The following is a 22,800-nucleotide window of genomic DNA, read 5'->3' as shown; positions in this document are numbered from 1 at the left end:
TCATTATCTCGGATTTGGAGTCAATCCTGCAGCTACAACATCGGCTGGTATCTGCATAGCACAGCGATTGTCACGCGGTTTCAGTACATCACCTGTAGAAGCGACCTTTCCACTCTGAATAATACGTCGCGTCAATTCAATACCATAACGCTTCGTATCAAACCACCTCAATCCGGAATGCATGGTTTCATGACGACGGATAAAGAGTAAACACTGAATAAAGTTCTCTTGCTTACCTTCTTCGATAACAAAGTCAGGAGCCAACTTCTTCTTCGGTGTAGGAACAGTAGGCGTATAGTAATTAAATTTATTAGCCCAAGCCTCTATTGAAGCTTCAGTCAACTTGGCACCTGTTTTCACCGTATTGTCAGCCCATAGCTTCATATCAGCTGTGGCATTTACATAATCCTTCTTCATAATATAAGCCTCAGCACGATTCAGCAACGTTTCCTCTGCAGTAAAACCGGTATAAACCGAGCGGGTATAACCTGTTCCTGCCACAGGATCGGTATATTCGAACAAATAAGGCACACGTGGCAGCAAAACTTTATCCAAGTTAGTACCCCCATATACCCATGGAGCGAGATAAAATGTATTAGCCGAATAAGTCCCCCAAGGACCTTCTGCCTGCAATGTTTCAGTCTTTGAGATTACAGCACCATGCGCATAGCGTGAGCCGGTATAGTAAGCACCATAAACCGTACCTAACTGAGAATAGGCTGTTAAAAGAAGAAAGTTACATTTATGTGCTGCGCTAATGTATTGTGTAGATACTTTAGCCAGCGGATCACGTGGTAATTTAGCAAGCTCTACATTATTACGCAACACCGTCTGAGGAGCACTACTTAAAGCCAGAGAAGCATACTTGATCGCTTCATCCCATTTCTGATAATAGAGAAAAAAGCGGGATGCAAAAGCATTGGCAGCTTTCATATTAAAGTGATACTTAGGAACTGAATATATGGCATCATTTATTAATGGGATTCCGGCCAACAAATCGGCTTCTATTTTTTCATAAACTTGCGCTACCGTACCACGCTCATACTTTGGGCTAAGTGCTGTTTCAGGCTTCTCCATATAGGTGATACCTAAATCTTTGTCGGCATATTGCTTAGTATAGTGTTGCGAAAAAATATTAACAAGAATAAAATGCCCATAAGCACGACAGACCAGTGCTTCCCCTCTAGCAGGGTTCAGAGACGCGGGATTACCCATTTCTTCGATAGCAGATAAGGCTTGATTGGCTGCAGCAATAGCACCATAGCAAGCTTCCCACACACGAGCCGGGCTTTCATTATTAGACTCTGTCACATCCATCCAATTGTAAAGTTGCTCGTAGAAGCGACCACCGTAAGGATTTGTTTCTCCATAATCATCGGTATTATCCGAAGCCATTTCCGCACACATTACATAGTCATTTTTCGGATAAGCCGAAACTAATAAACTAATGATTTTAGCCTCTGTATTAAGTTCGGCACGGTTATCGGGCATTTCATCTAAGTAATCATTGCACGAGGTGCAGCTAAGAACACCTGCAATGGTAAGTATCGGCAATATATATTTTCTTTTCATCTTATTTTCTTTATTAAAATTAATTATAATCCCAATCGTAACGTGAGTGTAAATTGTTTAGGAACAGGAGCAGCTACACCGCCCGTATTAAAGAACTCAGGATCTTGTCCATTCAGTTTCTTATCAGCATATATCAAAAAAAGATTAGTCGCCTGCAATTTAAGTGAGAGATTAGACAATTTCCATTTACTAATCGTCCCTTTGGGAAAATCATAAACCAGCGAAACTTCTTTCATACGAATAAAATCACCATCGGCAATTCGCTCAGTTGAATAATTATAGGAATTATACGCCACCCCTAAGTTTGAGTCATTTTTACGTTGACGAACACTTGCAATGACAGGTATGGTCGTTATATTTTCATCTCCGGGAACCACCCAACGGTTACGATACTCTTTCGGCATTGATGTAAGGTCGCTATAAGAGCTCTTAAATACAGGGTCGAGACGAATAACATTTCCCCAAGAATAGGTAATAAACACGTTTAACCGAAAATTTTTATACGAAAAGATGTTACCTAAGCTACCCATATCTGTAGGATCAGCCGAGCCGGAGTAAACCAAAAAGTCGTGATTTTTACGTTCTTGAAAATAAACCCCTGAAACCGTCTTTTCCCCTTTTTGATTTGTAAATGTAGGTAAACCTTCATTATTTAACCCTTCAAAGGGAATTGAAAAAATAGAGCGAACCGGATACCCTTGTTTAGCAAACCCGGTACCAGAAACCAGATCAATAACACGTGAGGTAGTCTCCAATTCAGTCACTTCATTTTTATTGTGCGAATAGATAAAATCAGTACTCCATGAGAAGTCTTTGGTCTGAATATTCTTAGTGGATAAAGTCAATTCAAACCCACTAGATTTCATAGAAGCCACATTTCCATATTTCTGAATTTCGCCTCCAAGGCCTTGCGTATTGACGATACCAATCAAATCATAATTATTACGTTTATACCAATCTGCAGCTACTCCAATGCGATTATCTATAAATCCAAGATCAATTCCAATATTTAGCTCATGTTTCTTCTCATAGGTAAGCGCACCATTCTCTAAATTCACAATATTTAGCCCTGATTCGGAAACACCGCTTGTAGGACGCCACGGATTGTAGCTGCCAATAACAACTCTCGAGTTGGTTACATTGGCAGGGCCTCTATCGGCAGTTAAACTATAAGAAGCCTTGAGTGTCAGATGCGATACGGCGGGGGTTATACTTTTAAAGAAAGCCTCTTCATGTGCATTCCAAGCAGCAGAAACATTCCATGTAGGCAGCCAGCGAGAAGAAGTAGTACGTCCCAATTTATTTGAACCCTCATAACGAATCGTTCCATTGACAATATATCTTCCTTGATATGAATAAGTAGTATTGCCAAAGAAAGCAATATTTCGCGAATGCATATTTGTCATGTTATAATAATCAGATCCTTCTTCAGCCCCCTTTTTAAATACTTGGTATGCATAAAAAGGAATCTCGCCCATAGCATATTGCATTCCCCAACCACGAAACCATGTCTTATGTCTATCTGCCGAGTTCACTTCAGTTCCTCCATAAAGGTTTATGATATGTTTATCATCAATGACCGTATTATAAGACAGTGCTCCACGAAAGTCGTACGACAACATGCTGTAATCACTGCGCTCATAAATACCACCTTGAGGTAGCACTGTAATGGGTACAGAATAAATATTATCGGGGTCTGTATACAAAAAAGGGTTTTTATCACGAATAGTCGTCGTAGGCATTGCACGATATGCCATAGCTTGATTTGAAAAATCAGAAATATGATGCTCTTGCGAGGTCGATTGATACTTCACCGCACCTAGAATGGATGCTTCCAAACCTTTAATCGGCTTCCACTTCATCTCACCTTGAAACTTCAAATCAGTAAGGTTGATATCCATTGTATTATTCTGCAATTCATGTAAAATATTAAACTCCGCATAATTACGATTATAAAATACAGAAGGATCAAGTGCCCGCGATGTATTCAATGCATAAGAATACGGATTAATATCGAAATCACGTTTCACTTCCCCATTGACGGCATCAATATTGGATGATAGTGTACCCGGTGCATTTTGCTTACGATAGGATGCTCCCGAAATAAGGTTTATTGATAGATTATCCAATATATTATACGTAGCATTCAAGTTAGCCGTATAGCGGTTTACCTTACTTTGCTTAGACCATCCCGGATCAATCAATGCACTCAGCGAAGCGTAATAATTGGCCTTTTCATTACCTGACGTCACACTGACCGAATGTGTTTGCATTAGATTACTTTGAAACAATTCATCAAACCAATTAGTATTACGAAACTCAGCTTCACGAAGGTATTCATTTCGCGCAGCCTCTGTATTAAGCAATTTACCTTTAGCAATCAAATCGTACATCTTGCCATAAACCCCGCTTTCACTTGCGGTACCTACATCAGCAAGGGTGAGAAAACCCTTTTGCTGCATTTCTTGATATACTCCCATTTGATCTTGTGAGTTCATAATATTGAATTCAGAATAACGGGGTTTAAGACGATAGGTAAATTCGCCAGTATAACTAATACGGCTTTGCCCGGATTTTCCTTTTTTGGTGGTAACAACAATTACACCAGCCATAGCACGAGCACCATAAATTGAGGTAGCAGAACCATCTTTAAGGATCTGAAAGCTTTCAATATCATCCGAGTTTAATCCGGCAATAGCCGAACTAATCAAAGTGGTAGCATCTCCGGACGAAAGCTGATCGGCGCTAACCTCTATAACATCTTCCATTACCACTCCATCAACGACCCAAAGTGGCTTTGAACTACCATAAATGGAGGTGGCACCACGTACACGTATTTTGGGAGCTGTACCAAAAGTACCTGATACATTCTGCACTGATACGCCAGCAGCACGTCCTTCAAGACCTCTACTAATCTCAGCAATACCATCTAATTTTACATTATCAGCATTTAAGCTAGCAGCTGCACCGGTAAACAGACGCTTATCAACCTTTGTCATACCTGTTACAACTACTTCATCAAGTAACTCAGAGTCGGGATCTAGCACAATTTTTAGAATAGATTTTATGCCCACATCTTGAGATTTCATACCAATAAACGAAACCTGTAGAGTTCTTGCAGAACTTGGCACATTCGACAAAGTAAATTTACCATCTATATCAGTGATAGTACCTACAGTAGTACCTTTTACTAATACAGAGGCTCCAACAACTGGTTGCCCATCTTCTTCAGAAATCACAACACCTGTAACCTTCTGAGTTTGGGCAGTTACTAGACCTATACCAACAAAAAGGCAGGTCAATAACAGCATTAATTTTCTTTTCATAAATTCTCTCTTAAAGTTTAACTTCACATTAATTGTTTCTTTACTCTAACAAAATGCAAATATATTAATAAATATGAAATGGACAACTATTTTATCAAAAAAACCTCATAAATATAACAAACTGTTATTAAACATATTCATTTTATGCTTAACAGCATATATTTGCTGCATATAAACGTTAAAAGGGGGTGTGGGCGCTTACTTTCTGAAATAGAAAAATGAAACCAAAAACGCCGAAAAATAGATATTTTCTGTTGTATAGCATTAAAATGCACTAAAAACAATTCTTTTTCACTCCCTATTTTTGCTACATAAATTAATTTTCTGCAATTTTATCAAAGCAAACAAACGGAGACGTGATACGAAAGAGCGCATAAAAAGAAATATGAGCATTATTGGGCATTTTGAGATTATGCTTAATTTTGTGTTATGTATTTGCTACACCAACTTAAACCGAGGGCAATGGATAAAATAGTTTACAGTTTAGTTTTTAACAGAAAGAAGTGTCTAAATGAAAGAGGAATGGCTTTAGTGCAAATTGAAGCTTATTTGCAAAGAAAAAAGAAATATTTTTCGACTAAAGTCTACTTAAGACCCGATCAGTGGGATAATAAAAAGAGGTTGGTTAAAAACCACCCAAACGCAGAAGCATTGAACAGGATGATGTATGAACGCATTGCTGCTATTGAGAAAGAAGAACTGGCGTTGTGGCAGCAGGGCAAACCCATTAGTCTAGATATCCTAAAAGATGCATTAACGACAACGGTCGAAGACTCGGGCTCTTTTCTCTCTTTTTATAAAAAAGAAGTAGAGAGCTCTTCCTTAAATCCGCAGTCATATTATTTTCAGAGAATCCAAACACTTGAGGATGAATAACATCCTCAAGGTTTGGTTATGTCACAAGATTCACCTAAATTAGTGCTACCAAACAAACCATAAAGGTACTTGTGCATATGACAACAAAAATAGCCATAAAATCAGATAATATCACTCCTTTTGGGGGTATATTTTACGCAATGGATGAATTTTCTCGTTTAGGACTGAATTCCGTGATCGATAAATCTTTAGGATTACGTTCTTCCTACGCCGGTTACCAATATAGCGAAATTATTTCGAGCCTATTTTGGATCTACTATTGCGGCGGTGACCACATCGAAGATATCGGCAAACACCTTGGCAAACATCTTGAATTACGCCCGGATACTGAAATCCCCAGTCCGGATACTTTATTGAGAGGCATAAAAGAACTCGCAGAATTGGATATCCACTATACTTCCCAAAAAGGAGCAAGCTATGCTTTCAATAAGGCGGAACAGCTTAATAGTTTGATGCTCGATATGCTCCTTCAAACAGAACAACTCAAGCCAAACACGCTTTATAACTTGGACTTCGACCACCAGTTTATTCCCACAGAAAAGTATGACACTCAGTATTCTTACAAGAAAAAACGTGGTTATTTCCCCGGCACGGCAACTATTGGTGGTAACATTGTTGGTGTGGAAAATCGGGCCGCAAACGCAAATGTCCGTTTTCGTCAAGCGGATACGCTCCAACGGACTTTTCGTCGTTTGGCCGATAGGGGAATATTCATAGACCGTTGCCGGATGGACTGTGGTTCTTATTCGGAAGAGATTATCCGTATGACACATGGCTACTGCAACAAGTTCTACATACGAGCCGGCAAATGTCAGTCTCTGTATGAAGAAATGACGAAAATCACAGATTGGAAAAAAGAAGAAATCAACTTCGAGAATTATGAAGTGACCTCCATACCTTTTACTTCCTTTTTGCAAGAAGAAAACTACCGACTTGTTATTCAAAGGCAAAAGCGTAAGGACAACCAATTGGACCTATTTGATGGTGAATACACCTATCGGTGCATCTTAACCAATGACCATGAAAGTTCTGAAAAAGACATTGTACTCTTCTACAATGCTCGTGGAGCCTGTGAAAGAACATTCGACATGATGAATAACGATTTCGGGTGGAGTCATCTTCCCTGTTCATTCCTCAAAGAGAATACAGTATTCCTGCTACTTACAGCCATGGCTAAAAACTTTTATGCTTACCTTATTGAGAAGGTTGCAGCCGTGTTTGAAGATATTGAACCGGTAAGCCGAGTCAAACGATTTATCTTTCGATTCATTACAGTTCCTGCGAAATGGGTAAAGACAGGCAGACAATGGGTACTCAATATTTATTCCGACAAACCATACAAGTTGCTTTGGAGTCCGTAAAAACAACTTTTCGTGGGATTACTTATGCCTTCAGCTAACTGGGGAAAGGGGAAGCTATGCCCTATAACCTGAAATCAAGGAGAAAAGCAGGGGGAAAAGCTACGAGTAGGAACTATTAGGTGAATTAAATCGCTATTTGAATCAGTTATAAATTAGCTGCGGATTTGAGGCTCTTCTTTAAAAGAAAGCACTAAGCGTAATCATCAATCAACTCTTGAGTTGTTGAAGGAATATAAGAAAGACATTGCCTTTCATGAGCTAACTTTTGATTTTATATCTTCTTTTGATTACTTCCTGCAATCCAAAAAGTACCATGTTAATACGATAGGAAAGCATATGAAGCATCTCAAAAAATATATTAATGTGGCTATAAATAAAGACCATATGGAGATACAGAAGTATGCTTTCAGAAAGTATAAGATTAAATCAATAGAGAACAACCATACTCATCTGTCCCCAGAGGAACTCGCACGCATTGAGAACCTGAAGCTTGAAGGACGATATGCTCGTTTGCAAAAGACAATTGATGCATTTTTATTCTGTTGCTATGCTGGTTTGAGATACTCTGATTTTGTAAACCTTAAACCGGATAATATAGTGGAGATTCATCAGGAAACATGGCTGATTTATCGTTCTGTAAAAACCAGAACGGAAGTTCGGTTACCATTGTACCTGTTGTTTGGTGGAAAAAGTATTCATATCCTAAATAAATATCGCGATAATCTTAGTGATCTTTTTAATATTCGAGATAACTCAAACATTAATAAAGAGTTATTGGTGATTGCAAAACTGGCTGGTGTGCACAAGCATTTCTCGTTCCATACCGCTCGCCATACCAATGCCACCTTATTAATATATAGTGGAGTGAGTATTACTACCGTTCAAAAACTATTAGGGCACCGTAGTGTTAAAACAACCCAGGTATATACCAATATTATGGATATAACTATTGTGAATGATCTTGAAAAGAGTAAGGGAGTGCTGCATTTACCTTAATTGATGGCTTGCTATACATGTTTAAGTTGTTTTATATAGAATAAAATATAGCTATCTCCTTTCATTATATATATTACTTACCATACAAACACCCGGATGTTTTAGTACATAACATCCGGGTGTTTTGATATAGAACATCCGGATGTTTTTTATCTATTGATAGTAAGTGAGGCCGTACTCGTATACGTTATTCAATATAGTATGTTGTTGATGTGTAAACGAATACTATATATAGCTTAAAATTCAATATTGCAAATATATTATCTTTACAAATTGATCTATTGTTAGAGTAATAGAAAGTCTTAATTAATATGTGTTTTTGAAAAGTAAAAATAGCAAACAAAAAGCATGGTAATAAAACTAATAGTATCTATTGGGTATCACATTTAATGTGTTTAATAACATAATATATTTAGATTTATATTTGTATATCAGCTATATAAAGTAAGTATAATAAAGATTATTATGGTAGATTTATACCATTTTTTTTGAGTGTGATTTCATATTAGTTAACTTATTATCTTTCTGTAAAACAGATGATTATGTAATTTATTTAATGGCAAAGGAAGCGTCTTTTAAAAATTGCTATATATTTGATAATCAATTTGTTATTTTTGAATTAGTTCTGCAAGGACCTTGCAGGTTTCATACATCGGAATGGTAGCCCAAGAGGTGGTTATTGCCCCCAATGTGAAGGTTATATTAAAGACTGACGCAGAGGTGCTTGATGAGGTTGTTGTGACAGCCATGGGTATTTCGAAAGAGAAGAAGGCACTCGGGTATGCAGTTCAAGACGTAAAAGGAGATAAACTTACACAAGCGTCAAGTACAAACTTGGCAAGTGCGTTGCAAGGTAAGGTTTCGGGAGTCGAAATTTCACCTTCATCAGGTATGCCCGGAGCTTCGTCAAAAATGACAATTCGCGGATCACGTTCGTTTACGGGAGACAACACCCCACTTTATGTGGTAGATGGAATGCCCATTTCGTCATCTGCAGACTTGAGCACGAACAACTCAGTAACTGGTTCCGATTATGCCAACCGCGCAGTGGATATTGATCCGAACGATATTGAAAGCATCAATATCTTGAAAGGGCAAGCTGCCTCGGCGTTGTATGGTATGCGCGCGTCGAATGGTGTGATAATTATCACAACTAAAAGCGGAAAAGGTGCTGGTCAAGGAAAACCTGATGTGACTATAAACACTGGACTTTCTTTCGACAAAGTATCTACGATGCCTGATTTCCAAACAGAATTTGCACAGGGTTTTAAGGGAGCATTCGGACCAACCGACTCTCGTTCATGGGGACCCAAAATTAGCGACTTGGCTAATGACCCGAATTATGGTGGTAATACTCAGAATAAGTATACAGATCAGTTTGGTAAGCGCGAAGGACAATATTATGTTCCTCAACGGGCTACTGCCGGTTTAGATCCTTGGGCTACTCCACGGGTATATAATAACGCCAAAGATTTCTTTAATACAGCTGCAACTTGGAATAGCAGTGTGAACGTAGCACAAAGCCTGGATAAGGGAAGCTACTCTTTTTCTTTGGGAAATACAAACGCATCGGGTATTGTTCCTTCTACAGGAATGGATCGCTATAATGCAAAAATGACTGCTCAAACTCAACTGAACAAGAACTGGTCGACCGGTTTCAACGGTAACTTTGTTTATTCTAAGATTAAGAAACAAACCGGCGCCAACAACGGTATTATGGCAACTGTGTATGGTGCACCTGCCAGCTATGATTTAGGAGGTATTCCTTCATTTGTTGAAGGACAGCCTTATAAGCAAAACACATACCGTTCAACCGGTGGTTTTGACGGCGCATACTGGGCAGTAGATAACAACTCGTTTACGGAGCGTACACAACGTTTCTTTGGAAACGCTTTCGCTCAATATTCAACCAAGTTTGGTACTGAGAATCATAAATTAGATGTAAAATACCAATTAGGTGTAGACGCATACACGACCAACTATACCGATATCTGGGGATACGGACATTCTAATGGAACAGGTAGTGCCGAAGAGCAGACTGTAACAAGCAATGAAATGAACTCATTGTTTACAGTTGCCTATGATTGGAAAATCACTCAGGACTTAGACCTAAACTTCTTGTATGGTAATGAGTTGGTAGAGAAAGCCACTAAATACAAAGATAACATTGGAAACAACTTCAACTTCCCTGGTTGGAACCATATCTCCAATGCATCGGTGTATACATCCATAAGCACCTACCATCGCGAGCGTACAGTTGGTAATTTTGCCAATCTATCATTGTCGTACTTGAATATGTTGTATTTCAATGCAACTGTTCGTAACGATATCGTTTCGTCAATGCCTCGCAACAATCGTTCGTTCACTTACCCCTCTGTTTCACTTGGATTCATCTTTACCGAATTAGAGGCATTGCAGAATGACGTATTGACTTTTGGTAAGCTTCGTGTTTCGTACGCGGAAGTAGGACAGGCCGGTACATATTATCCTTCATACTATCGTACACCAGGATATGGTGGTGGTTTCTCTTCAGGTACTCCTATCCAATATCCTCTTGGTGGAATTATGGCATTTACTCCTTCTTCAAGACTTTATGATCCAAGCTTGAGACCTCAAAACACGCGTTCGTACGAAATTGGTACTGACTTTGCTTTCTGGAACGGATTGGTTTCGTTGAACTATACTTATTCTCGCCAAAATGTAAAAGATCAGATCTTTGAAGTGCCTTTGGCTGCTTCGACCGGATATGGTGTATTGGTAACAAATGGCGGATCTGTTCATACCAATGCTCATGAATTTACCGTGAGTGTAAACCCTATCAAAACTAAAAATATCAATTGGGATTTTGCATTCAACTTCTCTAAAATTGATAACTACGTAGACAAGTTGGCTCCGGGTGTATCAAGCATTATGCTGGGTGGTTTTGTTGACCCACAAGTACGATTGAGCGCCGGAGATAAATTCCCTGTAATCTACGGTACAAGCTATGAGCGTAATGATAATGGCGACATTGTTGTAGACAAGAATGGTTTGCCTATTAAAGGTGAAGACAGAGTGCTTGGTAACGTTTCTCCCGATTTCAGATTAGGATTCAATACAGCTTTGGAGCTCTATAAGTTCCGTCTTTCGGCTGTTTTAGATTGGAAACAAGGGGGTGTTATGTATGCCGGTACCGTTTCTACGCTTGATTATTATGGAGTAACTCAAAAATCGGCAGATTATCGTAACATGGAATCATTCCTTTTTGAGAAATATGCAGTAAAACAATTGGCAGATGGCAGCTATGCACCTAATGACATCAACATCAAAGGATCGGCCGCATATGATTATTTCGATCGCTTAAGTACTATCTCTGAAGCAGGTGTATTCGGCTCGTCTTTCTTGAAGTTACGCGAAATCGCATTGAGCTATCCTGTGTTGAATAAATCATTCCTGAAGGTAACAGCCAACGTGTTTGCCCGCAACATTCTGCTTTGGTCTGAGATGAACAACGGTATCGATCCTGAGTCATCACAAGGAAACAACAACATGGCAGGAGCCTTTGAGCGTTTTTCTCTACCGGGAACTTCTAGCTATGGCTTCGGTTTAACAGTTAAATTTTAAAAAGAACAAAAGATGAAATCAATATTGAATATATCAAAAGGGATTCTGTCGATGGCATTGATTTCTGTTGCATTTACCTCTTGCTCGGAGGATGCAATGGATCGCGTCAATGCAGACAACGATCATACAACAAGTGTTCCAGCCAAGTTTATTTTGGCCGATGTTATTACTTCTACTGCATTCAGCAACATCGGAGGTGATCTGAATACATACTATTCAATCTATGTAGAGCACTCTGTAGGAGTTGACAATCAGTTAGCTAACGCGGAAACTAGAAACGGTGAGCCTTCATCAGCCTCTACCTTCAATAATGTATGGGGAAACCTCTACTCAACATTGAAGAATGCTCGTATTGCCATTAACCTCAGCTCAAACGAGGTTACTGCCAATTACACTACGAAAGGTATTGCCGAGGTGTTGGCTGCTATCAACGCAGGTCTAATAGCCGATTCATTTGGCGACACTCCTTTTAGCCAAGCCGCCTCTGGCGAGTTGACAAATGGTCTGCCTCCTTATATGTCACCGGATATTGATAAGCAAGAGGCTATTTATGCAGCCATCATGGAGTATCTGGATGCTGCAATTGTCGACCTACCCAAAGGAGATAAATCGGATAAGATTGGCTCTTATGATTTTCTGTACAAAGGCAATGCCAACAAATGGCTGAAATTGGCTTATGGACTTAAAGCACGCTATACAATGCGCTTATTGGCACGCTCTTCAACAAAAGAGGCCGATTTGCAAAAGGTTATTGAATACGTAGATAAGTCATTTGCCTCTATTAGCGAACAAGCAGCCTTTTCAATGTACAACGAGACCAACCTGAATCCTTTGTTTGACCTCCAGTGGAGTCGTGATGGTTTGGCAGCTAGCAAAAGTTATGCCGATAAGCTGATTGAACGTAACGACCCAAGAATGCATCGCGTATTCGCAGTCGGACAAGGATATATGGGGCGCGATACCGTATCTATTCAAATAAAAGGAGCTGACGACAGAAGATTTAGAGTATCTCCGAATGGTACAGGAGAACCGGTGAAGTATAAGTATAACACACCGATTTTTGTATATTCGCAAACTTGCCCAACAATGCTGATGAGCTTTCATGAACTGTTGTTCTTAAAAGCAGAAGCAAAAGCACGTTTGAAGCATGCAGATGCTGAATTGGCATTAAGAGAAGCTATCAAAGCTGCCGTTGCCAATGCAGAAGTAGGTATTGCTGCTGCATTCTCATCGACTACCGTAGCAAAATATGGTGGTGTTATTGCAACAAGCGCTCCTCTTACTGCTACCGATGTAGATGCTTACTTCGATGCTTCAGTAAAACCATTATTTGCCGCTAATGCAGTGAAAGAGGTTATGATACAGAAATATATCGCTTTCTTTGGTGCATTTGGAGAATCAACAGAGTGTTATAATGACGTTCGTCGCTTGAAAGCAATGAATGAAGACTATATCAAGCTGGACAATCCATTCAAATTCCCCTTACGCGCTCCTTATGGATCTGAGGACGTAAGTGCTAACCCGAAAGTGGAGGCTGCTTATGGTAATGGACAATATGTTTATTCAGAGCCCGTATGGTGGGCTGGTGGAAGCCGTTAATCAATAAAAGAAGAATATGACAGCTCAGTAATTCTGCGTATTTTTTTTACTATTCAGAGAGATGGAATGAATAGATTTCGAATCGAAGGGTTTGAAATCTACTCATTCCATTTTCTTTATACTTTCATTTTGTAATATTCTTGATAAGGGATACTTTACAGGTATGATAGCTGCATATAAAGAATCCTATGAAAACAAAAAAACACTCAAAAATAAAAATCTTTTTTTATTACGATTATTTTTTTATTCAAATATATCGGATTATCCTTTCACCTATAACCATACTTCTGAGCAATAGGTAAAATTTATATACTTAAAACTCACATTAAAATACATAAAGTAGACTTTAGTACTTCATTTCGATATATACGCTGCACGAAAACATACTTACCAACACTGTTGTACAGCCTCTTAACGGCAAGGTAGGCGGTATCTCCGAGCATAAGAATCCAGCCTCTTTAAAGGTCGATAAGAATTTTATTCATTTATAAATAAGCACGTTGCATTTTTTTCAAAAAATATCATTCAGTTTCAAAGACAAAAACTAATCACCTAATAACCAGCAAAATACACACCAATACAGTTCTGCAAAAACTTTGCAAATTTCTTACATCGGTATGATGACTCAAGAAGTGGGTATTAAAAGCTACGTAAAAGCATCGCTTAAGCCTGATAATGAGATGCTTGACGAGGTCGTTGTTACAGGTTATGGTAACTTCAAGAAATCATCGTTTACAGGAGCTGCTTCGAGTATCACGACTGAAAAACTTCAAGACATACCTTCATTAAGCGTGCAAGACAAATTAGCAGGTGCTGTAGCGGGAGTTCAAGTCACATCTACCTCGGGACAACCGGGTGCTGTTGAGTCTGTTCGCATACGTGGTATGGGATCGATCAACGCAGGGAATAATCCACTGTATGTTATTGATGGAGTGCCCGTTATGGTTGGTAATGCCAGTGGATTTAGTTACTCTGATGCAGGTAATAGTTTATTATCTACAATCAATAGCAATGATATTGAATCGATGACTGTGATTAAAGATGCTGCAGCAGCTTCTCTTTACGGTTCACGTGCTGCTAATGGTGTGATTGTTATTACAACTAAGAAGGGTTCTTCTGGCAAAATGAAGATCAATCTCAGAGCAGACTGGGGGTTTTCCAATAGAGCCATTGATTATCGTCCAACTCTTAACGGTGAAGATAGGCGTGAGTTGCTTCATTTAGGGTTGGTTAATTATGCAAAAAACAGTGGAAATTCTGAGGCAGAAGCTCAGGCTTATGCAGACAGTAAGATTGATGGATTTGCTGCTAAACCTAAAAATGGATACACCGATTGGGAAAGTATTCTATTTAAGAATGGTAGTCACCAAAACTACGAAGTAAATGCTCAAGGTGGAAGTGAAAAGACTAAATTCTATACTTCTCTGGGGTATACAAAACAAGAGGGTATTACATTAAATTCTGGCTATGAACGTATAACTGGACGTGCTAATCTTACTCACAAAGCAGACAGAGTAACGTTAGAAGCAAGTACCATGTTTACTAGTTCTAATCAGAATGTTAATTCAGAGGGTACAAGCTTTTCTAGCCCCATTATGTGTGTGGCAATGACTGCCTCTCCCTCTACTTATCCCTACAATGAAGATGGAACTTTCAGTAATGTTTTCCCCGCTTTAAATGGCGCAAATCCTTTACAGACAGCAACTTACAATTACGACCGCAGCGGCATTATTCGTACGATGAATTCATTGTCCGCAACTTGGAATGTTTGGGATAATTTAAACCTAAAAGAAACTTTGGGTTACGATTTTAATCAAACCAACAATCGTGTATGGTGGGATCCACGTAGCAACGATGGCCGCTCTTCAAAAGGTGTATTCCAACGCTATATGATGAATCGGAGCAAATTGAATACGCAGACTCAATTGTCGTATGTTAAAACATTCAACCGGCACAATATTGACTTCTTACTTGGATTTGAAACAGAAGACTATAAGTATGATTATACATATACCAATGGTAATACGTATCCTTCTTTCTTGCCTGAGATAACAAATGCAGGAGTATCGAAAGGTTCAAGTAATATTCAAAGCTATCGTATGACCTCTTATTTGGGTCGCTTGAATTATGATTTTAGTGGAAGATATTATGCTAGTGCCAGCTTCCGTCGTGATGGAAGTTCTCGTCTGGCAAGAGAAAGTCGTTGGGGCGATTTCTGGTCTGTGTCAGGATCTTGGAGACTTTCGCAAGAGAAATTCATGGAATCTGTATCAGACATCATTACTGATGCCAAAATACGCGCATCTTATGGCGTAAACGGTACACAGCCAGCCGATTATTATGGATATATGGGAGTTTACGAATTTGGTTACAACTATAATGGTAGTGGTGGCTCTGCGGAAGCTCGTTTTTATAACCCTCAATTGAAATGGGAGAAAAATTATGCTACTAACATTGGTATTGATGTTACATTGTTCAACAGATTGTCGATTTCTGCTGAATGGTATAATCGTGACACCAAGGACTTATTAATGGATAAACCCATTTCCGCTGCTATTGGCGTTATCGACTCTGATGGTGTTAGTAATATGTTGGTAAACGTAGGATCTATGAGAAATCGTGGTTTCGAGCTAGAAATAAAATCAACTAATATACAAAATAAAGAATTACTGTGGACTACAGCGTTAAATGTGGGACACAATAATAATACTCTAACAAAATTAGATGGTGAGCAGCAAGAAGTAATAAGTGGCGTTATGATTAATCGTGTTGGCGAACCCTATTACTCTATCTACGCTTACGAATATGCAGGAGTTGACCCTAAAACAGGTAAGGAGTCGTATTACATTAATGGCGAAGACGGAAGCCGTGAAACTACAACTGTTTCTTCAAAAGCTAATAAGACAATCATAGGCTCTATTCAACCAACGCTACAAGGTGGTTTAACCAATTATATCAGCTGGAAATTTATAGACTTTAATTTTACCCTGACATATTCATTGGGCGGTCATGTGTATGATAGAGCTAGTTGGTTGCAATCAAATGGTGGTACCTATCATTATTTAGGTAACATCCCAAGCTACTATAAGATAGAAGATACATGGCAGAAAGAGGGTGATAATGCTAAATTACCTCAATTCGCTTATGGAAATAGGAATATAGCCTCTTCTCGCTGGTTATTGTCGACCGATCACTTACGCCTCAAGAACATGTCTCTCGGTTTTACCTTGCCAGCAAAATGGTCAGAGAAAGCAGGTATTAACAAGTTAAGAGCATATGTATCTGGTAATAATCTGCTTACATGGAAGGCAAAAGGCATGTACATTGATCCTGAAGTACCAGCGAATGGTCTTAGCACTTTCGAAACCCCAGCACTTAGAACTGTAACATTTGGTTTCGAGATTGGTTTCTAATTTTAGTAAAAACAAAGTATTCAGAAATAATTATGAAAAAGATATATAAATCAATCGCATTAACGGTTACTATACTGGGACTAGTCTCATGCGGTAACGATTGGCTAGATACTAAGCCAGCGGACGGTATTCCCACTAGCGAAGCTATCACTAACTACAATGATGCACTTACAGCTCGTACCGGTATGTACGATGGTTTACAGGGAAACTCTACCTATACAAGTTATTATGCAGCACGAATGTTTTACTATGGCGATGTACGCGGAGAAGACATGCAGGCAAGAACGCAAGGCATGCGTTCATCATCGTGTTATGAAATGCGTTATACAGTAGATGATGCACCCAATATGTGGAATGTACCGTATAATGTTCTTCGTCGTGCTAATCGATTAATCCAAGCTATTGATAATAAAAAGGTTACGGATGCAAAAGAAGAGCAGATTGGGAAAATTTACTCGGAAGCATTGGTTGTCAGAGCATTGGTTCATTTTGATCTGGTGAGGATCTATAGCATGCCATATACTGCTGACAATGGTGCATCACTAGGAATACCAATTATATTAGAACCCTTAGAAAAAGAGGCACTTCCCTCAAGAAATACGGTAGCGGAGGTATATACTCAGGTAATTAAAGACTTAAACAGTGCTATTAATTCAACTTTTCTAGCAACGGGAAAAACACAAGGGTACATCAATCTTTGGTCGGCTAAAGCCTTATTAGCAAGAGTATATTTAACTAAAGGAGATAATGTAAATGCACTGGCAACAGCTGAAGATATCATCAAAAATTCTCCTTACAAATTATGGACTACAGAAGAATACGTGGATGCTTGGCAGAAAGAAAACGGAAGTCATACTAATGAAATGATTTTTGAAGTATTGAATAATAGTAATGATGACTGGACAGACCGTGAAGGAATTGCTTATTTGCTCAACGAAGATGGGTATGCAGATGCCATTGTAACTAAAAGCTTCACTGAAATGTTAAGCAAAGACCCGAAAGACATACGTCTGGATGTTATTTTACCAGCTCTAAGCGACGCGGGTTTAATCAAGCAATACGGAAAAGCCAAGATCTTCATAAACAAGTTTCCCGCTGATCCAAAATCGGGTGAAATGCGCCTTAATTCATTACCATTGCTCCGATTGTCTGAAGTTTACCTAAACGCGGCAGAAGCTGCTGTGAAATTAGGAAATAGCCAAGATAAAGCAGCATTGTATTTGAATGCTATTGTACAAAGGGCTAACCCGGATGCAGTTGCTATAGAAGCCGCTAACGTTACCTTAGAACGTATTTTAATTGAAAGAAGAAAAGAGCTGATTGGTGAGGGACAACGTTTCTTCGATGCAATGAGAAACAATGAAACGATAACACGCTATACCGATTCTAAGGATCAGGGATATCATTATTCATTAAATGTTGAATCACGGAAGTTTGATAGAAAGTATTTTAGAGCTATCCTTCCTATTCCTGTTACAGAAACAAATGTAAATGCGAATCTAAAAGCTCAACAGAATCCAGGATATTAAAACAATACACTCTTTTAAATAAAAAGAGGCTAGCAGTATCTTGAATATAACAAAAACCAGTTAAATTGATTTATTGAAGATCAATTTAATTGGTTTTGTTATATTCTTACTATTAGAAGAGTTTTACATAGGAAAAACTGTATTGCTTTCTTGGTGAGCCTGTATTAGCTACAATAATCCCTCTTTCAATATCCCAACCAAGATAGGCCGCAATCCACTCACGAAACATTCTACGGCTATTACCATCAAGATAAGTCCCATCAATCGCATCATGACATTATTGCCCGTTTCGCCAAGTAGTTTCACCAAACGCGTCGAGGCGCGAAGAATCAGGAACGTAATAAAGTAAATAAGGGCGATGGTACCAATAAGTACACCTTTCATTTCATACGAGGTAGCATCTTGCATCAGCACAATGGCGTTGGCAATAGCACCCGGACCACAGAGCATCGGAATACCCAAGGGGGTTATGGAAATATCATCGGCATACGTTTTAATCTCTTCGTCTTTTAGCTTCATGGGAGTATAGCGAGCCTGCAACATATCAAAACCGATCTTGAAGATAATGACTCCGCCTGCAATGCGAAAACCATTGGTAGAGATACCGAAAAACTTGAAAAGAAACTGACCGGCAAAGACAAATACCATCAGTGTGATAAAGGAAACAATGGTAGCCCGGCGCACAATGGCCTGACGCTCTTTGTTGTTCATGCCATTGGTCATGGTTAAGAACACGGGCATCGTTCCGAGTGGGTTGGTCAACGTGAAAAAAGAAGTGAAGCAAAGTAGGAAAAAAGGTAATAGAGCATCCATAATTGCATGTTTATACGATTGATAATATATGCAAAATTACAATTATTCTATTAATGCTACAACAGTTCGATTAACTCTTTGAGGTCGTTTAGTTGATAAGTCGGCTGAAAAGGGTATTCGGTGCGTCCGGATACGTTGTAAAAAGCATGATGCATGCCCACGCCATGGGCTCCTACCATATCGGCATCCCAGCTATCGCCAATCATGAGCGATTCTTTGAGTTCGGACTGGGTAGCCGAAAGAGCAAAGTGAAAGATATCGGGCCAAGGCTTCATTACACCCAGATCATCAGAGAGAATCACCTTCTTAAAATAGTGATGAATGCCTCCCGAATGCATCTTTTTGGCTTGCAGCTCCCGAAAGCCATTGGATAAGATATAGAGGTTATAGTGACCCGAAAGGTATTCGAGTACCTCTATTGCATGAGGCATCAACCGTTTCTTGGTAGGAATAACGGCAAAGAAATCATCGGAATACTGCTTTGCTAAAGCAGAATTGCCAACGCCTACTGCCTCGAGAGGATACAGAAAGCGTTGGCAATTGAGTTCCTCTTTGGTGATTTGTCCGTTTCCATATTCCACCCACAATTCGTGGTTTCGCTTCTGATAGAGCGAGTAGAAGTGTGTGAAGGAATCAAACAGTGCATCCAACCCATGTTTAAAATACATTTCTTCAAATGTATCGCGTGCATTGGCCGAAAATGCCCACAATGTATCGTCTAAATCAAAAAAGAGGTTTTTGTATTTCATTATCTTACTTGGATCACCAAATACTTGGATACACTCCAGAATTCTTTCGGATTAGTTATTTTCAGAATCAGTTGTCCCTTATCATCTTTTACCAATTCGTAAGAACCGGTAGGATGGGTGGTCAACAGTTCGGCACGTTTAGAATACAACTTGATCTCTTTCGTTGTACGAATATCGATCTGAGTAAAATAATCCTTGTTGAAATCGGCACTCTTCAATACGTCTCCGCTCTGAAGAATCTTCTGAGATTTCAATTCAGATTTTGTTCCGAATACAAACCAAGCTGCATTCAAGTCCTTATCCTGGGCTGCAACTGTTTTAGCTTTTGCCTCATTCTCGGCAGTCAGTGATTCTTTATCGGCAGACAGACCGCTAACGGCAGCATCTAACTCTTGAATACGGATATTCTTCGATGCCAACTCTGTTTGAAGTTCTTCGATACGTTGTTGCTTAGAAGCCAACTCGGCAGTAAGAGACTCAACAGCCTTTTTCAACTGAGCTGAGCTGTTCTTGCTGTTTTTAAGCATCGACTGTAACTTTGCAATCTGCGCTTTGTTCTCTTCCATCTGCTTAGTGATGAACTCGATATCCGAAGCAATCTGTTGTTTAGCGGTTGCTGCATTCTCGGTTATGGTGCCTCGCTGCAAGTCAACACGGCTTTCGGCTACATTTATCTGACGGAAACCTTCTTGAATCTCATTGAAAGTACCCATCATCTCGTCCAATTCTGAATTACGTTGACTCAACTCTAATAAAAGAGAATCATTCTCAGCTTTAAGGTCTTTATTTCCACCCTTAAAACTATCACACGAAGCCAAAGTGGCTACACACACAAATAAAACTGCTAACTTTTTCATACGCTTACGTTTTACGTTTTTTGTTAATGAAGTTATTTTAATTGTCTATTCCTCCTACTACAATCACAATCTCGCCACGAGGATCGGTGGCGGTAAAGTGTTCTATCAGCTCGGCCAAACTACCGCGTACGGTTTGCTCGTACATCTTGGATATTTCGCGCGATACGGTTGCTTGTCTGTCGGCACCAAAATACTCGGCAAACTGAGTCAATGTTTTTAATAACCGATGGGGTGATTCATAAAAAACCATCGTCCGGGGCTCCTCAACCAATGATTTGAGTTTGGTCATTCGTCCTTTCTTTTGCGGCAAAAAGCCTTCAAAGCAGAACTTCTCATTGGGCAGCCCCGAGGCAACCAAAGCAGGAACAAAAGCAGTAGCACCCGGAAGGCACTGAACTTCGATACCGTTGCGCACACATTCGCGAACAACCAGAAATCCGGGATCGGATATACCGGGGGTACCTGCATCGGATATCAAAGCGATTGTTTCGCCTGCCTTTATTCTATTAACAACGCTCTCTACCATCTTATGTTCATTAAATTTATGGTGCGATTGCATTGAATTCTTGATTTCAAAATGTTTCAGTAGAATGCCGGAAGTACGTGTGTCTTCGGCCAATATTAAATCGGCTTCCTTCAACACCCTGATGGCCCGAAAGGTCATATCTTCCAGATTGCCCACAGGTGTGGGTACAACGTATAACTTTCCCATATAATCGGCTTATCTGATTAATTAAAATATTTTTTGAGGAGTTCGAGCAAATCATTCATCGCTTCGTTTTCTTCTTCCACATGTACTTTGGAGGTAAGAAATGAAACGGCCGCCTGATATGAGCTCATCTCTCCTATCTGTTGCAAGACGCGATTCATCAATTCCGGATCATGTCCAAATAACTCGCGCGAAAAGCGAAAGGAGTCGTTCAAGCTGATGGAACGACGCAAATCGGCACCTGTCCGAATGCGTTCGGCCAAAATAGGTGTCGGTTCCACACAGTCCTTATCGAGTGGTTCTTCAACGATCGGCTCTTCAATAACCTTCTCTTCGGCAACGGGGGTTTCCACAATTCGGGCTTCAATAACCGGAGCTTCCACAGTTCGGGCTTCGGCAATCGGGGCTTCAATAACCGGGGCTTCCACCGGCACCACAGCTACCGCTACCTCTTCCTTTACAACAGGTTCTTTGGCTATAGCCTCTTTTACTATAGGTCGTTTTTCTTGTACAGGCTCTACAACGTCGAGTTGTTGTAGCATTGAGTCCAGGCGACCACGCATTTGCAAGATATTGCGTTTGAGCACCTCACGCAGCATTGCATTAGGTTCTCGCAGAAAAGCTTCAGTTAAGTATCTCAGCTCCTGGATATCCAATTCTATGTCAGTCAGTAATCCTTGCATATTCCTTTTATAACTTACCCAATAATGTCGCAAATGTAGAAATAAATAATGAAATAACATGGCGAAGCCGCTAAAAGTATTATTTTTGCAATCAAATATAACACACTTAATCATGGTATTATTCTCAGAAGACCACATACAGGAAACGAAAAGAAGAGGAAGAATTGAAGTTATTTGCGGATCGATGTTCTCGGGCAAAACCGAAGAGCTGATCCGACGATTGAAACGTGCCAAATTTGCTCGTCAACGGGTCGAAATATTCAAGCCGGCCATTGATACACGATACTCAGAGGCAGATGTGGTATCGCACGACAGCAGCACCATTGCGTCGACTCCCATAGACTCTTCGGCCACGATTCTGCTCTTCACATCCGAGGTCGATGTGGTGGGTATCGACGAGGCACAGTTCTTTGATGCCGGATTGGTGGATGTTTGCAACCAGCTTGCCAATAATGGTACGCGGGTTATTATTGCCGGGCTCGACATGGACTTTAAAGGAAACCCGTTTGGCCCGATGCCTGCCTTGTGTGCCATCGCCGACGAGGTATCAAAAGTGCACGCCATCTGCATGAAGTGTGGACAGCTAGCCTCCTTTTCGCACCGCACAGTAAAGAATGACAAGCAGGTGTTACTGGGTGAGACGGCCGAATACGAACCATTGTGCAGGGTTTGTTATCAAAATGCACTTATTGAAGACGAAGAAAAAGGATAAAA

Annotated in this window: 12 protein-coding genes and 3 pseudogenes; 8 read left to right on the top strand and 7 right to left on the bottom strand. The window is 39.8% G+C overall.

Annotation, left to right across the window (positions count from 1 at the left end; translation table 11 throughout):
- Nucleotides 1-3: 3 nt before the first annotated feature.
- The gene (locus tag TY03_RS13735; protein ID WP_042370955.1) at nt 4-1,572 is read right to left on the bottom strand and encodes a RagB/SusD family nutrient uptake outer membrane protein; all 1,569 of its coding nucleotides are present in this window, start codon (nt 1,570-1,572) and stop codon (nt 4-6) included.
- Nucleotides 1,573-1,595: 23 nt separating this feature from the next.
- The gene (locus TY03_RS13730; RefSeq protein ID WP_042371379.1) at nt 1,596-4,898 is read right to left on the bottom strand and encodes a SusC/RagA family TonB-linked outer membrane protein; all 3,303 of its coding nucleotides are present in this window, start codon (nt 4,896-4,898) and stop codon (nt 1,596-1,598) included.
- Nucleotides 4,899-5,360: 462 nt separating this feature from the next.
- Here TY03_RS13730 and TY03_RS13725 point away from each other — a divergent pair.
- The 7 genes and pseudogenes from TY03_RS13725 to TY03_RS13695 form a co-directional block, all read left to right on the top strand.
- Nucleotides 5,361-5,765, top strand: a pseudogene (locus TY03_RS13725) (Arm DNA-binding domain-containing protein); the annotation flags it as partial.
- 86 nt (nt 5,766-5,851) lie between these two features.
- Entirely contained in the window at nt 5,852-7,135 is a 1,284-nt protein-coding gene (locus TY03_RS13720) for an IS1380 family transposase (protein WP_042366226.1), read from the top strand.
- Between the two features lie 171 nt (nt 7,136-7,306).
- Nucleotides 7,307-8,131, top strand: a pseudogene (locus tag TY03_RS13715) (site-specific integrase); the annotation flags it as partial.
- Between the two features lie 636 nt (nt 8,132-8,767).
- Nucleotides 8,768-11,734, top strand: a complete 2,967-nt coding sequence (locus tag TY03_RS13710) for a SusC/RagA family TonB-linked outer membrane protein (RefSeq protein ID WP_074434183.1) — start codon at nt 8,768-8,770, stop codon at nt 11,732-11,734.
- Nucleotides 11,735-11,746: 12 nt separating this feature from the next.
- The gene (locus TY03_RS13705; RefSeq protein ID WP_042370948.1) at nt 11,747-13,333 is read left to right on the top strand and encodes a SusD/RagB family nutrient-binding outer membrane lipoprotein; all 1,587 of its coding nucleotides are present in this window, start codon (nt 11,747-11,749) and stop codon (nt 13,331-13,333) included.
- Nucleotides 13,334-13,914: 581 nt separating this feature from the next.
- Nucleotides 13,915-16,746 (top strand): annotated as a pseudogene (locus tag TY03_RS13700) (SusC/RagA family TonB-linked outer membrane protein); the annotation flags it as partial.
- Between the two features lie 32 nt (nt 16,747-16,778).
- Nucleotides 16,779-18,275 carry a RagB/SusD family nutrient uptake outer membrane protein gene (locus TY03_RS13695; RefSeq protein WP_042370944.1) on the top strand — a complete coding sequence of 499 codons (1,497 nt, stop codon included), beginning with the start codon at nt 16,779-16,781 and terminating at the stop codon, nt 18,273-18,275.
- 168 nt (nt 18,276-18,443) lie between these two features.
- Here the strand turns inward: TY03_RS13695 and TY03_RS13690 are convergent, their stop codons facing one another.
- The 5 genes from TY03_RS13690 to TY03_RS13670 are packed head-to-tail and all read right to left on the bottom strand — an operon-like array spanning nt 18,444 to nt 22,086.
- Nucleotides 18,444-19,088: a MarC family protein gene (locus tag TY03_RS13690; RefSeq protein ID WP_042370943.1), complete on the bottom strand. Its 645-nt coding sequence runs from the start codon at nt 19,086-19,088 to the stop codon at nt 18,444-18,446.
- Between the two features lie 56 nt (nt 19,089-19,144).
- Complete coding sequence (locus TY03_RS13685; protein WP_042370942.1) at nt 19,145-19,837, bottom strand: YjjG family noncanonical pyrimidine nucleotidase; 693 nt, start codon at nt 19,835-19,837, stop codon at nt 19,145-19,147.
- On the bottom strand, nt 19,837-20,694 hold the full coding sequence (locus TY03_RS13680; protein WP_042370941.1) for a Cbp1 family collagen-binding glycoprotein adhesin: 858 nt from the start codon (nt 20,692-20,694) through the stop codon (nt 19,837-19,839). The genes TY03_RS13685 and TY03_RS13680 overlap by 1 nt, the downstream gene beginning before the upstream one ends.
- Nucleotides 20,695-20,731: 37 nt before the next feature.
- On the bottom strand, nt 20,732-21,406 hold the full coding sequence (rsmI, locus tag TY03_RS13675; protein ID WP_042370940.1) for a 16S rRNA (cytidine(1402)-2'-O)-methyltransferase: 675 nt from the start codon (nt 21,404-21,406) through the stop codon (nt 20,732-20,734).
- A 17-nt stretch (nt 21,407-21,423) separates the two neighbouring features.
- The gene (locus TY03_RS13670) at nt 21,424-22,086 is read right to left on the bottom strand and encodes a hypothetical protein (RefSeq protein ID WP_042370938.1); all 663 of its coding nucleotides are present in this window, start codon (nt 22,084-22,086) and stop codon (nt 21,424-21,426) included.
- Between the two features lie 112 nt (nt 22,087-22,198).
- Between TY03_RS13670 and TY03_RS13665 the strand changes: the two genes are divergently transcribed.
- Complete coding sequence (locus TY03_RS13665) at nt 22,199-22,798, top strand: thymidine kinase (RefSeq protein WP_042370936.1); 600 nt, start codon at nt 22,199-22,201, stop codon at nt 22,796-22,798.
- Nucleotides 22,799-22,800 lie beyond the last annotated feature (2 nt).

The sequence above is a fragment of the Bacteroides neonati genome (assembly GCF_000499785.1).
Lineage (GTDB): Bacteria > Bacteroidota > Bacteroidia > Bacteroidales > Bacteroidaceae > Bacteroides > Bacteroides neonati.
The sequence above is the reverse complement of the archived record's forward strand: the minus strand, read 5'-3'. Positions and strand labels throughout refer to the sequence as shown.